Annotated in this window: 23 protein-coding genes; all 23 read left to right on the top strand. The window is 55.3% G+C overall.

The genetic code is table 11. The features are described from left to right. The 23 genes from rplB to rplQ all read left to right on the top strand — a co-directional run bounded on the left by rplB (position 1) and on the right by rplQ (position 12,138). On the top strand, positions 1–831 hold the full coding sequence (gene rplB / locus AD944_RS08880; protein WP_006557759.1) for a 50S ribosomal protein L2: 831 nt from the start codon (positions 1–3) through the stop codon (positions 829–831). Between the two features lie 13 nt (positions 832–844). Continuing rightward, on the top strand, positions 845–1,123 hold the full coding sequence (rpsS, locus tag AD944_RS08875; RefSeq protein WP_006557760.1) for a 30S ribosomal protein S19: 279 nt from the start codon (positions 845–847) through the stop codon (positions 1,121–1,123). A 1-nt stretch (position 1,124) separates the two neighbouring features. After that, on the top strand, positions 1,125–1,535 hold the full coding sequence (gene rplV / locus AD944_RS08870) for a 50S ribosomal protein L22 (RefSeq protein ID WP_006557761.1): 411 nt from the start codon (positions 1,125–1,127) through the stop codon (positions 1,533–1,535). Between the two features lie 3 nt (positions 1,536–1,538). Next, positions 1,539–2,216, top strand: coding sequence for a 30S ribosomal protein S3 (gene rpsC / locus AD944_RS08865; RefSeq protein WP_006557762.1), 678 nt, complete (start codon positions 1,539–1,541; stop codon positions 2,214–2,216). A gap of 18 nt (positions 2,217–2,234) precedes the next feature. Then, positions 2,235–2,651 (top strand): 50S ribosomal protein L16, encoded by a 417-nt coding sequence (gene rplP, locus AD944_RS08860; protein ID WP_006557764.1) that lies wholly within the window; start codon positions 2,235–2,237, stop codon positions 2,649–2,651. A 1-nt stretch (position 2,652) separates the two neighbouring features. Then, the gene (gene rpmC / locus AD944_RS08855) at positions 2,653–2,889 is read left to right on the top strand and encodes a 50S ribosomal protein L29 (protein WP_006557765.1); all 237 of its coding nucleotides are present in this window, start codon (positions 2,653–2,655) and stop codon (positions 2,887–2,889) included. Positions 2,890–2,902: 13 nt separating this feature from the next. Then, positions 2,903–3,175, top strand: a complete 273-nt coding sequence (gene rpsQ / locus AD944_RS08850; RefSeq protein ID WP_035377670.1) for a 30S ribosomal protein S17 — start codon at positions 2,903–2,905, stop codon at positions 3,173–3,175. 18 nt (positions 3,176–3,193) lie between these two features. Further along, positions 3,194–3,562: a 50S ribosomal protein L14 gene (rplN, locus tag AD944_RS08845; RefSeq protein ID WP_006557767.1), complete on the top strand. Its 369-nt coding sequence runs from the start codon at positions 3,194–3,196 to the stop codon at positions 3,560–3,562. A 2-nt stretch (positions 3,563–3,564) separates the two neighbouring features. Further along, a complete protein-coding gene (rplX, locus tag AD944_RS08840; protein WP_006557768.1) occupies positions 3,565–3,885 on the top strand; it encodes a 50S ribosomal protein L24 in 321 nt (106 codons plus the stop codon). Between the two features lie 10 nt (positions 3,886–3,895). Beyond that, positions 3,896–4,465 (top strand): 50S ribosomal protein L5, encoded by a 570-nt coding sequence (rplE, locus tag AD944_RS08835; RefSeq protein WP_006557769.1) that lies wholly within the window; start codon positions 3,896–3,898, stop codon positions 4,463–4,465. A gap of 83 nt (positions 4,466–4,548) precedes the next feature. Then, complete coding sequence (gene rpsN / locus AD944_RS08830) at positions 4,549–4,854, top strand: 30S ribosomal protein S14 (protein WP_035377675.1); 306 nt, start codon at positions 4,549–4,551, stop codon at positions 4,852–4,854. A 9-nt stretch (positions 4,855–4,863) separates the two neighbouring features. Beyond that, the gene (rpsH, locus tag AD944_RS08825) at positions 4,864–5,262 is read left to right on the top strand and encodes a 30S ribosomal protein S8 (RefSeq protein ID WP_035377678.1); all 399 of its coding nucleotides are present in this window, start codon (positions 4,864–4,866) and stop codon (positions 5,260–5,262) included. A 10-nt stretch (positions 5,263–5,272) separates the two neighbouring features. Then, positions 5,273–5,806 (top strand): 50S ribosomal protein L6, encoded by a 534-nt coding sequence (gene rplF / locus AD944_RS08820; RefSeq protein WP_006557772.1) that lies wholly within the window; start codon positions 5,273–5,275, stop codon positions 5,804–5,806. After that, positions 5,806–6,168: a 50S ribosomal protein L18 gene (gene rplR / locus AD944_RS08815; protein ID WP_006557773.1), complete on the top strand. Its 363-nt coding sequence runs from the start codon at positions 5,806–5,808 to the stop codon at positions 6,166–6,168. Before rplF ends, rplR begins: the two co-directional genes overlap by 1 nt. A gap of 15 nt (positions 6,169–6,183) precedes the next feature. After that, on the top strand, positions 6,184–6,762 hold the full coding sequence (rpsE, locus tag AD944_RS08810; protein ID WP_035377681.1) for a 30S ribosomal protein S5: 579 nt from the start codon (positions 6,184–6,186) through the stop codon (positions 6,760–6,762). Beyond that, positions 6,755–6,940 carry a 50S ribosomal protein L30 gene (gene rpmD, locus AD944_RS08805; RefSeq protein ID WP_006557775.1) on the top strand — a complete coding sequence of 62 codons (186 nt, stop codon included), beginning with the start codon at positions 6,755–6,757 and terminating at the stop codon, positions 6,938–6,940. Before rpsE ends, rpmD begins: the two co-directional genes overlap by 8 nt. Position 6,941: 1 nt before the next feature. Beyond that, positions 6,942–7,430, top strand: a complete 489-nt coding sequence (gene rplO / locus AD944_RS08800; protein WP_035377683.1) for a 50S ribosomal protein L15 — start codon at positions 6,942–6,944, stop codon at positions 7,428–7,430. A 136-nt stretch (positions 7,431–7,566) separates the two neighbouring features. Then, the gene (gene secY / locus AD944_RS08795) at positions 7,567–8,925 is read left to right on the top strand and encodes a preprotein translocase subunit SecY (protein ID WP_045542298.1); all 1,359 of its coding nucleotides are present in this window, start codon (positions 7,567–7,569) and stop codon (positions 8,923–8,925) included. Further along, positions 8,922–9,572, top strand: coding sequence for an adenylate kinase (locus AD944_RS08790; RefSeq protein ID WP_006557778.1), 651 nt, complete (start codon positions 8,922–8,924; stop codon positions 9,570–9,572). The genes secY and AD944_RS08790 overlap by 4 nt, the downstream gene beginning before the upstream one ends. A 141-nt stretch (positions 9,573–9,713) precedes the next feature. After that, complete coding sequence (gene rpsM, locus AD944_RS08785) at positions 9,714–10,091, top strand: 30S ribosomal protein S13 (RefSeq protein ID WP_006557779.1); 378 nt, start codon at positions 9,714–9,716, stop codon at positions 10,089–10,091. Positions 10,092–10,158: 67 nt separating this feature from the next. Next, a complete protein-coding gene (gene rpsK / locus AD944_RS08780) occupies positions 10,159–10,551 on the top strand; it encodes a 30S ribosomal protein S11 (RefSeq protein WP_006557780.1) in 393 nt (130 codons plus the stop codon). A gap of 112 nt (positions 10,552–10,663) precedes the next feature. Further along, entirely contained in the window at positions 10,664–11,683 is a 1,020-nt protein-coding gene (locus AD944_RS08775) for a DNA-directed RNA polymerase subunit alpha (protein WP_006557781.1), read from the top strand. Positions 11,684–11,712: 29 nt separating this feature from the next. Then, a complete protein-coding gene (gene rplQ, locus AD944_RS08770; RefSeq protein WP_006557782.1) occupies positions 11,713–12,138 on the top strand; it encodes a 50S ribosomal protein L17 in 426 nt (141 codons plus the stop codon). Positions 12,139–12,387 lie beyond the last annotated feature (249 nt).

Below are 12,387 nucleotides of genomic sequence, written 5' to 3'. Positions count from 1 at the left end.
ATGGCACTGAAGCACTTTAATCCCGTCACGCCGAGCCTTCGCGGCACGGTTCTGATTGATCGCGCCGATCTGTGGAAAGGCAAGCCGGTCAAGCAGCTGACGGAAGGCAAGAACAAGACGGGTGGTCGTAACAACAACGGCCGTACGACTTCTCGTTTCCGTGGTGGCGGTCATAAGCAGTCTTATCGTTACGTAGACTTCAAACGGCGCAAGTTTGATGTGCTCGGCACGGTTGAGCGTCTGGAATATGACCCCAACCGTACGGCCTTCATCGCTCTGGTGAAGTATGAAGACGGTGAACTGGCATACATCCTGGCTCCGCAGCGTCTGAAAGTTGGCGATAACGTTATCGCTGGCACGCGCGTTGACATTAAGCCGGGTAACGCGATGCCGCTGGCCTCTATCCCGGTCGGCACCATCGTGCACAACATCGAACTGAAGCAGGGCGCTGGTGGCAAGCTGGCCCGTTCTGCAGGCACATATGCCCAGCTCGTTGGTAAGGACTCCGGTTACGCGCAGATCAAGCTGCAGTCCGGTGAACTGCGTGTTGTGCGTGGTGAATGCATGGCAACAATCGGTGCTGTGTCCAATCCGGACAACATGAACCAGCATCTGGGTAAAGCCGGTCGTGCTCGTTGGTTGGGGCGTCGTCCGCATAACCGCGGCGTTGTGATGAACCCGGTTGACCATCCGCATGGTGGTGGTGAAGGCCGGACATCCGGTGGTCGTCATCCGGTCACACCGTGGGGCAAGCCCACCAAAGGTTACAAAACTCGGGTCAACAAGCGTACGGACAGTCTGATTATCCGTCGTCGCAAGACCGGCAAGTAAGGGGCAATAGAAGATGGCACGTTCCGTCTGGAAAGGCCCGTTCGTCGACGGGTATCTGCTAAGCAAAGCTGAAGCGTCCCGCGCGTCGGGTCGTAATGAAGTGATCAAGATCTGGTCACGTCGTTCCACGATCCTTCCGCAGTTCGTTGGACTGACGTTCGGTGTTTACAATGGTCAGAAGTTCCTGCCTGTGCAGGTGACGGAGAATATGGTCGGGCATAAGTTCGGCGAATTTTCTCCCACCCGTACATTCCACGGGCACGGGGCCGACAAGAAGTCGAAGCGGGGCTAAAATGAGCAAGCCGAAACAGCCGCGCACGCTCGCGGAAACTGAAGCGCAGGCCGTTACGCGCAACATTCGGGTTAGTCCCCGCAAGTTGAACCTTGTTGCGGGTCTTATCCGCAACAAGCCGGCGTCTCAGGCAGTTGCCACTCTTACGTTCTCCAAGCGTCGTATCGCCCAGCAGGTCAAAAAGACCCTGGAAAGCGCGATTGCGAATGCAGAGAACAATCACCAGCTCGATGTTGACCAGCTGGTGGTAAAGACGGCTGAAGTTGGGAAGTCCATCGTGATGCGTCGCTTCCATGCACGTGGTCGTGGTCGTTCTGCCCGCGTGGAAAAATTCTTCAGCCACCTGAAGATCGTTGTTGCCGAACGGGCTCCCGAGCCTGAAGCAGCTTCTACTGAGCAGAAGGCGGCCTGAGGTATGGGACATAAAGTCAATCCGATCGGGCTGCGGCTCGGTATCAATCGCACGTGGGACAGCCGTTGGTACGCTGACGGTGATTATTCTCGCCTGCTGCACGAAGACCTGAAGCTGCGTGCGTTCCTGCGCCGCAAGCTTTCCGGCGCTGGTGTGTCTCGTGTTGTGATCGAACGTCCGGCCAAGAAGCCGCGCGTTACGATCTATGCAGCACGTCCTGGCGTGGTCATCGGCAAGAAGGGTCAGGATATTGACGCTCTGCGTAAAGAGCTGACCCGTATGGCTGGCACGGAAGTGGCGCTCAACATCGTTGAAATCCGTAAGCCGGAAATCGACGCAACGCTGGTGGCAGACAACATTGCCCAGCAGCTTGAACGCCGTGTTGCCTTCCGTCGCGCCATGAAGCGCGCTGTGCAGTCTGCCATGCGTCTTGGTGCGCAGGGTATCCGGATCAACTGTTCCGGTCGTCTGGGTGGTGCAGAAATCGCTCGTATCGAGTGGTATCGTGAAGGCCGCGTGCCGCTTCACACTCTGCGTGCCGATATCGACTATGGAACAGCTACTGCGAAGACCACCTACGGCACCTGCGGTGTAAAGGTATGGATCTTCAAAGGTGAGATTCTGGCGCATGACCCACTGGCTCAGGACCGCCGGGCGGCCGAACAGGCCCCTCAGCGCTGAGGCGAAGGATAGAAGACAATGCTTTCTCCAAAGCGTACTAAGTTCCGCAAGGCGCACAAAGGCCGTATTCACGGTCTTGCCAAAAGCGGAACCACGCTCAACTTTGGCACGTTCGGTCTGAAGGCTCTTCAGCCCGAACGCATCACCGCACGGCAGATCGAAGCGTCTCGTCGGGCCATTACCAGAGCGATGAAACGTGCTGGTCGCGTGTGGATTCGTATTTTTCCGGATCTTCCGGTCTCGACAAAGCCCGCAGAAGTGCGTATGGGCTCCGGCAAGGGATCACCTGAATACTGGGTGGCCCGTGTGAGGCCTGGTCGCATTCTGTTCGAAATCGAAGGTGTGCCGCCCGAAGTCGCGCGTGAAGCGCTGGCTCTCGGTGCAGCAAAGCTGCCGATCAAGACCAAGTTTGTGACCCGAATTGGAGATGCGTGAGATGGCAAAGGCAACAAAGCCAGCTGATCTGCGTGCCAAGACGTCAGACGAACTGAACGCGCTGCTTATCGAGCTCAAGCGCGAACAGCTCAATCTGCGTTTCCAGCAGGCAACCGGGCAGACCGAAGGCCAGAGCCGCGTTCGGGTGATCCGGCGTGAAATTGCGCGCATCAAGACGATTGTGGCGCAAAATGAGAAGACTGCGGCAGGTGCGAAAACATCTGCTGCCATTTCCTGAAGGGAGTTGGACGATGCCAAGGCGCGTCCTTACCGGGCGTGTGACCAGCGACAAGATGGACAAGACCGTAACGGTTCTTGTCGATCGTCGCGTCATGCATCCGCTGTATAAGAAGTTTATCCGTCGCTCCAAGAAGTACGCGGCGCACGACGAAGAAAACGTCTGCAAAGTTGGCGACACGGTGCGTATTATTGAGTGCCCCCCGGTTTCCCGGCGCAAGGCATGGGCTGTGGTTGCTCGCAATGGCGAGGCCGTAGACGCCTCTGCTGTCGGCGTGTCGGCGTAAGGTAAGGATATCTAGAACATGATCCATCCCGAGACCAACCTCGACGTAGCCGACAACTCCGGTGCGCGTCAGGTGCAGTGCATCAAGGTGCTGGGCGGCTCCAAGCGGAAGTCCGCCTCGGTCGGCGACGTGATCGTCGTATCTGTCAAGGAAGCCATCCCCCGCGGGAAGGTGAAAAAGGGCGACGTCCACCAAGCTGTTATCGTGCGTACTTCCTATCCGGTGCGTCGTCCTGATGGCAGTGCTATCCGCTTTGACAAGAACGCCGCTGTGCTGATCAACAAGCAGCAGGAACCGATTGGTACCCGTATCTTCGGTCCGGTTGTTCGTGAGCTTCGTGCACGCAAGTTCATGAAGATCATCTCTCTGGCTCCGGAGGTGCTATAATAATGGCCGCTCGTATTAAAAAAGGCGATACGGTTGTTGTCATCAGCGGCTCCTCCAAGGGTGTTGAAGGTGAAGTTCTTTCTGTGCGTCCGGCAGAAAACCGCGCCATCGTGCGTGGCGTTGCTGTTGTGAAGCGTCACCAGAAAGCAACCCGTATGGGCGAAGAAGGCGGGATCATTTCCCGTGAAGCGCCTGTTCATCTTTCCAACCTGAAGCTGGTTGATCCCGCTTCCAAGAAGCCGACGCGTGTTGGTTTCCGTGTGCTGGAAGATGGCCGTAAAGTTCGTGTTGCCAAGGCGACCGGCGAAGTGATTGAAGGCTGAGGAGGCGAGAATGAGTGAGTCTAAGGGCGTTCGTTCCGTTCCTCGTTTTCAGGAACGCTATGAAAACGAACTGCGTGCCAAGCTGCGTGAGCAGTTCGGCTACAAAAACGTCATGCAGGTACCGCGGCTTGAAAAAATCGTCCTGAACATGGGCGTTGGTGAAGCTGCTGGTGACCAGAAAAAGCTTGATGCAGCAGTTGCTGAAATGACGTTGATTGCTGGTCAGAAGCCGGTGAAAACCGTTGCCAAGAAGGCTATTGCGGGCTTCAAGATCCGTGAAGGTCTGCCGATTGGCTGTAAGGTTACGCTGCGCCGTGCCCAGATGTATGAATTCCTTGATCGTCTGGTGACGATTGCGATGCCGCGTATTCGCGACTTCCGCGGTCTGCCGGCTAACAAGGGTTTTGACGGGCGTGGTAACTTTGCCCTGGGTCTGAAAGAACAGATCGTCTTCCCGGAAATCGACTATGATAAGGTTGATGAAATCCGCGGTATGGACGTTGTGTTCGTGACCAGCGCAAAAACGGATGCGGAAGCTAAAGCGCTTCTGAAAGCGTTTGATCTTCCCTTTGCAGCCTAAGGGAAATCGTTTACCTGTCATCAGGTGTTGTTGTCTTGGAAAACCGTCGAAGGTTTTCGAAGGGTTCCGGAGGATAAAAATATATGGCTAAGACTTCTGCCATCACGCGGAATGCCAAGCGGGCTCGCATGTCTGCGCGTGACAAGGAAAAGCGTGCGGCGCTGAAGAATATTGTGATGGACCGCTCGCTTCCTGTGGAAGATCGGTTTGATGCGTCTTTGAAGCTGGCAGAGCTGCCGCGCAATGGGTCACGCGTTCGCGTGCGTTTGCGCTGCAAGCTGACGGGCCGGTCTCGCGGTAACTACCGTAAGTTTGAGCTGTGCCGTATTGCACTGCGTGATCTGGCTTCAAGTGGCCAGATTCCGGGCATGGTTAAAGCTAGCTGGTAAAGGCGCACAATGTCACTTTCTGATCCGCTGGGTGATATGCTCACTCGTATCCGTAACGCACAGCGTGCGCGCCATGCTGCCTGTGTGTCTCCGGCTTCTAACCTGCGTTCAAACGTTCTGGATGCTCTGCAGCGCGAAGGTTATATTCGTGGCTACAAGCGCGAAGAAGTGCGCAAGGGTATCGTTCAGCTTCACATCGAACTGAAATACTCTGAAGGTGAGCCGGTTATTAAGGAAATTCACCGCGTTTCCCGTCCGGGGCGTCGTGTTTATTCCAAAATCAAGGAGCTGCCGCGTGTATGCGCCGGGCTGGGTGTTTCCATCCTGTCCACGCCGCGTGGTGTTCTGTCCGATGTCGAGGCTCGCGCTGCCAATGTTGGCGGTGAAGTCCTCTGTCGCGTGTTCTGAGGAGGGATACATGTCACGTGTAGGCAAATATCCCGTTGACGTTCCCGCGGGTGTGACTGTCTCGATTGCAGACGGTGTTTTCAAGGCCAAGGGCAAGCTGGGTGAACTTTCCGTTCCCCTGTCTTCTCACATTGAGGCTGAAATTGCAGAAGGCAAGGTCGCCGTTCGTCCGGTGAACGATGCTGCGCAGGCTCGTATGATGTGGGGTACCACGCGCGCTTTGATCGCCACGGCCGTCAAGGGTGTGTCTGAAGGCTTTTCGAAAGCTCTGGAAATCAACGGCACCGGTTATCGTGCTGCCGTCCAGGGCTCCAACCTTGTGATGAACCTCGGTTTCTCTCACGACGTGGTCTATCCGATTCCGCAGGGCATCAAGATCTCCACGCCGCGTCCGACCGCTATTCTTGTCGAAGGGATCGACAAGCAGCGTGTAGGGCAGGTTGCTCTTGATATTCGCAGCTACCGCAAGCCGGAACCCTACAAGGGCAAGGGCGTGCGTTATGAGACGGAAACCATTCGCCGCAAGGAAGGCAAGAAGAAATAATGAGCACTCAGCAGGAACTGCGGAATCGGCGGCGGGATCGTCTCCGTTTTCAGCTCCGTCGCAAGGCTGGTGGTCGTCCGCGTCTGTCGGTCTTCCGGTCTGGCAAGAACATTTATGCGCAGGTCATTGATGACGTGCAGGGGCGTACCCTCGCTGCTGCTTCCAGCCTAGATAAAGAGCTGCGTGAAGGCCTGAAGACAGGTGCCAACAAAGACAGCGCTGGCGCTGTTGGTAAGTTGGTTGCCCAGCGTGCTGTTGCCGCTGGTGTCTCTCAGGTTGTGTTCGATCGTGGGGCATATCTTTATCATGGGCGCGTGAAGGCGCTGGCGGAGGCTGCCCGCGAGGGCGGTCTCTCCTTCTGAGGAAAGGATCACGTAATGGCTCGTGAACCAAGAGAAGGCGGTCGAGGCGGCCGTGATCGTGAACGCGAAGGCGATGAACTGGTAGATAAGCTGGTTACCATCAATCGTGTTGCGAAGGTTGTTAAGGGCGGTCGGCGTTTTGCATTTGCAGCGCTGGTTGTTGTTGGTGACCAGAAGGGGCGTGTTGGCTACGGTGCAGGTAAGGCGCGTGAAGTGCCGGAAGCGATCCGTAAGGCGACGGAACGTGCCAAGCGCGGCATGATCCGCGTGCCGATGAAGGAAGGTCGCACCCTGCATCACGATGTTGCTGGTCACTTCGGGGCTGGTAAGGTTGTGCTGCGCTCGGCTGAAGCGGGGACGGGGATCATCGCTGGTGGTCCGATGCGTGCCGTTTTTGAAAGCCTGGGCATCAACGATGTGGTTGCGAAGTCCCTCGGGACCCGGAACCCGCACAACATGGTGAAGGCAACATTTGATGCTCTTGCCCGCTGTGCCAGCCCACGCTCCGTAGCGAACCGTCGCGGTAAGAAGGTTGCAGAAATCTTCGGTAAGCGCGACCAGGCCGCTTCAGTTGGGGAGGCTGCAGATGCCTGAGACAAAAACCTTCAAGGTTGTCCAGATTGCGTCCGGTAATGGACGCAAGCCTGGCCAGAAAGAAACCCTGATTGGTCTTGGCTTGAACAAGATTGGTCGTGAGCGGGTTCTTGAAGACACCCCTTCAACACGCGGTATGGTCCGTAAAGTGGCCCACCTTGTGAAGGTGGAGGATTGATATGAATCTGAATGAGCTTCGCGATAACGACGGTGCTCGTTATCGTAAAAAGCGGCTTGGCCGCGGTATCGGCTCCGGCAAGGGCAAGACTTCCGGTAAAGGTGTGAAGGGGCAGAAAGCGCGTGAAGGCGTTTCCCTGAACGGCTTTGAAGGTGGTCAGCTGCCGATCTATCGTCGTCTGCCGAAGCGTGGCTTCAAGAACATCTTCCGTAAGGTCTATGCGCCGGTTAACCTCGGTGCAGTTGAAAAGGCTCTTGCAGATGGTAAGCTTGATGCCGGTGCAGCGGTGACGGAAGAACTGCTGAAGAAAGCTGGTCTTGTTGGCACTGGTAAATATGCTGGCGTGCGCATTCTGGGAGAAGGCGAACTGACACGTGCTGTCACGTTTGAAGTCTCTGGTGCTTCTGCTTCCGCAGTTGCAGCTGTCGAAAAGGCAGGGGGATCTGTGAAGATTCTTGCGCCGAAAGCAGCCGAAGCCAGCGCATCCTAATGCGAATGGAAGAGGGCAGGGTCATAGCTGTCCTCTTCTGGTCTGTTTTTCCAGAGATGTTCTGGTTTAACTTTTAGACTATCATGCCAGCGTCCCGCATTATGTGGTGACGCTGTTTGTGTGAAAGGACGGATGCATGGCTTCCGCGGCCGAACAGTTGGCTGCCAACTTTAATGTGGGCTCCTTCGCCAAGGCAACCGAACTCAAAAAGCGGATTTGGTTTACCCTTGGTGCGCTGATTATTTACCGTCTTGGGACGTACATTCCTGTTCCGGGAGTGGATGCCACGGTCATGGGGCAACTGCTTGCGCAGCATCAGGGTGGCATATTGGGCATGTTCAATATGTTTACTGGTGGTGCTCTGGGCCGTATGACGGTTTTTGCCCTGAACATCATGCCTTATATCTCTGCATCCATTATTGTGCAGTTGATGTCTACAGCGGTTCCGTCTCTCGAAGCGCTGAAGAAGGAAGGAGAGCAGGGGCGTAAGAAGCTCAATCAATACACGCGCTATCTGACTGTTTTTATTGCTTTGTTTCAAGCTTACGGCATTGCTGTGGGGCTTGAAAATATGCATAGCGCTGCCGGTGCGGCAGTGGTGAACCCAGGCGTTTTCTTCCTTACATCCTGTGTCATCACCCTTGTGGGTGGCACAATGTTTCTGATGTGGCTGGGTGAGCAGATTACATCGCGTGGGGTAGGGAATGGTATTTCCCTGATCATCTTTGCGGGGATTGTGGCCAACCTGCCGCAAGCTTTGGCGAGCTTGTTCCAGCTTGGTTATACGGGTGCGCTTTCACCCTTCTTCGTCCTAGTGTTTCTGGTGCTGGCAGCTATCACGATCACGTCCATCGTGTTCATGGAGCAGGCTCAGCGTCGCGTGGTTATTCAGTATCCCAAGCGCCAGATGGGACAGAGGATGTTTGGGGGCGATACCACTCATATGCCTCTGAAGGTCAATACAGCTGGGGTTATCCCGCCGATTTTTGCATCTTCCGTGCTGCTGATTCCGGTTACTATTTCGGGTTTCATGAACGGTAAGTCCATGCCGGGGTGGCTCTCTTTCCTGGGTGAGGAACTCGGGCAGGGGCAGCCGCTTTACATGCTGTTCTACGCCGCCATGATTGTGTTCTTTTCTTACTTTTACGCGGCGGTAACGTTTAATCCGACGGAGACGGCGGATAATCTGCGCAAGCAGGGAGGCTTCATTCCCGGAATTCGGCCCGGAGCCGCCACATCTGCCTACTTTGATAAGATTCTGACCCGCCTGACGACAATCGGGGCGGCATATATGGTGCTGGTTTGTCTTCTGCCGCAGATACTCATCAGCCATTACAATGTGCCGTTTTACTTTGGTGGGACCAGTCTGATTATTATCGTCTCGGTTACGATTGATACGGTCACGCAGGTGCAGTCGCATCTTGTGGCGCATCAGTACCAGGGACTGATGCGTCGCTCTCGGGGCGGTAAGAAACAGAGGATCATCCGGCGATGAACATTATTTTTCTGGGGCCGCCCGGAGCAGGAAAGGGAACCCAGTCTAAACGTTTGGAAGAACGGTATGGGCTGGTGCAGATCTCGACTGGCGATATGCTGCGGGCAGAAGTGGCGCGTGGGTCGGATATCGGCAAGCAGGCCAAAAGCCTGATGGACGCCGGGCGCCTGGTGCCAGACGAGCTGATCATCGCCATGCTGAAGTCACGGATAGAGCAGCCAGATTGTGTGAAAGGATTCATCCTGGATGGATTCCCACGCACAACCGGACAGGCAGAAGCGTTGGATACAATGCTGAAGGCCGACAACAAGAAGATTGATGTCGTTCTGTTTTTGGATGTGGATGAGGACATTCTGGCGGATAGAATCTCTGGCCGCTTTACGTGTGCGCAGTGTGGGGCGACCTACAATGAAGTCTCCAACCCTCCCAAGAAGGAAGGTGAGTGTGACGCATGTGGGAGCCACGAATTCAAGCGTCGGGCTGATGATCGGCGGGAGACGGTCGTTGAGCGTCTTAAGGAGTATCGGAAACTGACTGCGCCGATTCTTCCTTTCTACGAAAAAACCGGTCGTCTTTATAAAATTAACGGCATGTTGCCGGCTGCCGAAGTTACTGCGCAAATTGAAGCAGTTATGGCTGGACAGTGATCGATCACGAAAAAGTGATCCGTTTTCGTTGACTTGTGCGGGTGGCCGGTATATTTCGCGGCCACTGAGTGAAATCTGCTTCCGGTGGCGGAGGCTATGAGTGTTCGCCCTTTTTGGGTGAACCCGACAGGAGTGTAAGGCGTGGCACGTATTGCCGGCGTGAATGTCCCGACAAACAAACGGGTTGTTATCGGGCTTCAGTATATCTACGGGATTGGCGCAACCAAGGCTGACCAGATTTGTAAATCTGCTGGTATTCCTGAAGCGAAGCGCGTGAATGAACTGAGCGACGACGAAATCATGAAGCTGCGTGAGCTGATTGATACCCAGTATCGCGTTGAAGGCGATCTGCGTCGTGAAGTGGCGATGAATATCAAGCGTCTGATGGATCTGGGCTGCTACCGTGGTCTGCGTCATCGTCGTGGCCTGCCTGTGCATGGTCAGCGGACGCACACCAACGCCCGTACCCGTAAGGGGAAGGCTGTTGCGATTGCAGGCAAGAAGAAAGCCACACGCTAATCCGATTTGTTGAAGTTTTCCGGATGGCTTTAGCGGGCTTCTGGGCAGGGACTGAGGTAGAAAAATTATGGCGAAAGCCGCTACACCGCGTATTCGTAAAAAAGAGCGCAAGAACATTATTTCCGGCGTGGCACACGTTCTGTCCACGTTCAATAACACCATGATCACCATCTCTGATGCCCAGGGGAATGCTATTTCCTGGTCTTCCGCCGGTGCTCAGGGGTTCAAGGGCTCTCGTAAGTCCACCCCGTATGCTGCACAGGTTGCGGCTGAAGACGCTGGTCGTAAGGCTCGCGAACACGGCATGGAAACGCTGGAAATTGAAGTTTCCGGTCCTGGGTCAGGCCGTGAAAGCGCACTGCGTGCTCTGCAGGCAGTTGGGTTCTCCATCACGTCCATCCGTGACATGACGCCGGTACCGCACAATGGCTGCCGTCCGCGCAAGCGTCGTCGCGTCTAAGGATTGAAAGTGTGCGGTTATCTTATGGTAACCGCCGTCTTTTGGTTTGTTTATTAATGTTCAGAGAAATCGCTGCTTCAGCAGTGGTTTTTCATATTGAAAGGCCGGTACCTTGGTCCTTCAGAAAAACTGGCAATCTCTGATCAAGCCCGAAAAGCTTGAAGTCGAATCCGGAGTGGAGCCGACACGTATTGCAACGGTTGTTGCCGAGCCGCTGGAACGTGGTTTCGGGATGACCCTGGGTAACGCCCTGCGTCGCGTGCTTCTGTCTTCCCTGCAAGGGGCAGCAGTGACCGCCGTGCAGATTGATGGCGTTCTGCACGAGTTCTCGTCTGTTGCTGGCGTGCGTGAAGATGTGACGGACATTGTCCTGAACATCAAACAGCTCGCGCTGCGTATGCATGGCGAAGGCCCGAAGCGCATGGTGCTGACGGCAACTGGTCCTGGCGAGGTTCGCGCTGGGCAGATCCAGACAGGCCATGATGTTGAAATCATGAACCCGGATCTGGTGATCTGCACGCTGGATGACGGTGTGAAGCTGGGAATGGAATTTGTGGTTGGTATGGGCAAGGGCTATGTGCCTGCTGCTGCAAACCGCCCGGAAGATGCGCCGATCGGTCTTATCCCGGTTGATGCCATCTATTCCCCGGTTAAGCGCGTGTCTTACAAGGTTGAGCCGACCCGTGTTGGTCAGGTGACTGACTATGACAAGCTGCTGCTGACGGTGGAAACTAACGGTGCGATCACGCCGGAAGATGCGGTTGCACTTGCTGCCCGAATCCTGCAGGATCAGCTACAGTTGTTCATCAACTTTGATGAGCCGCGCCCGGTTCAGGCGGAAGAACCGCAGGATGATCTGCCGTTCAACCGTAACCTGCTGCGTAAGGTTGATGAGCTTGAATTGTCTGTTCGTAGTGCAAACTGCCTGAAGAACGACAATATCATCTATATTGGGGACCTGGTCCAGAAGAGCGAGCAGGAAATGCTGCGGACTCCGAACTTCGGCCGCAAGTCTCTGAACGAGATCAAGGAAGTCCTGACCTCCATGGGGCTTTCTCTCGGTATGAATGTGCCGGCTTGGCCGCCGGAAAATATTGAAGATCTGGCAAAACGGCTTGATGAGCCGTTCTAAGCCCACTTCTTAGGACTAGGAACTGAACTATGCGTCACCGTATTGCCGGCCGAAAGCTCGGCGTTACCTCTTCTCACCGCGCTGCCATGTTCCGTAACATGGCAGTTGCTCTGCTCAAGCACGAGCAGATCACCACCACGCTGCCGAAGGCAAAAGAACTTCGCCCGGTTGTGGAAAAGCTGATCACGCTGGGCAAGCGTGGTGATCTGCACGCTCGTCGTCAGGCATTTGCCATGCTGCGTGACGATGTGATCGTGAAGAAGCTGTTTTCTGCTATTGCAGAACGTTACAAAGGCCGCACGGGTGGTTACTCTCGTGTCATGCGTGCTGGCATGCGTTATGGCGATGCCGCAGACATGGCTGTGATTGAACTGGTTGATCGCGATGTTAGCGCGAAGGGCCAGGACAGCGGCCCCCGTCCGGAAGCGACGGAAACGCAGGATCTGGCAGCTTAAGTTAACGCTGTTGATTTTGCAGGGAGCCGCCAAGCGGCTCCCTTTTGCCTTTTTAGGCGTGTCGTTCTCAGGTATGAACGATTGAGACAACACTGGATGTTGAGTTTGGCTCCGTCCCTTGTTGTTGGGTGAGATCTTCCAGATCTGTCTAATCCGCTTTTATGCGGTGCCCGAACAAAAATCTTTTTCTGACGGACCGGGTGAGCACTCCCGCCATGGTTCGTGTTGATGATGAGCCCGAAGCCGGCA

Source organism: Acetobacter tropicalis (assembly GCF_001580915.1).
In the GTDB taxonomy this organism is placed as follows: Bacteria; Pseudomonadota; Alphaproteobacteria; order Acetobacterales; family Acetobacteraceae; genus Acetobacter; species Acetobacter tropicalis.
Note: the sequence above shows the minus strand (reverse complement) of the source record. Positions and strands in the feature narration are given on the sequence as shown.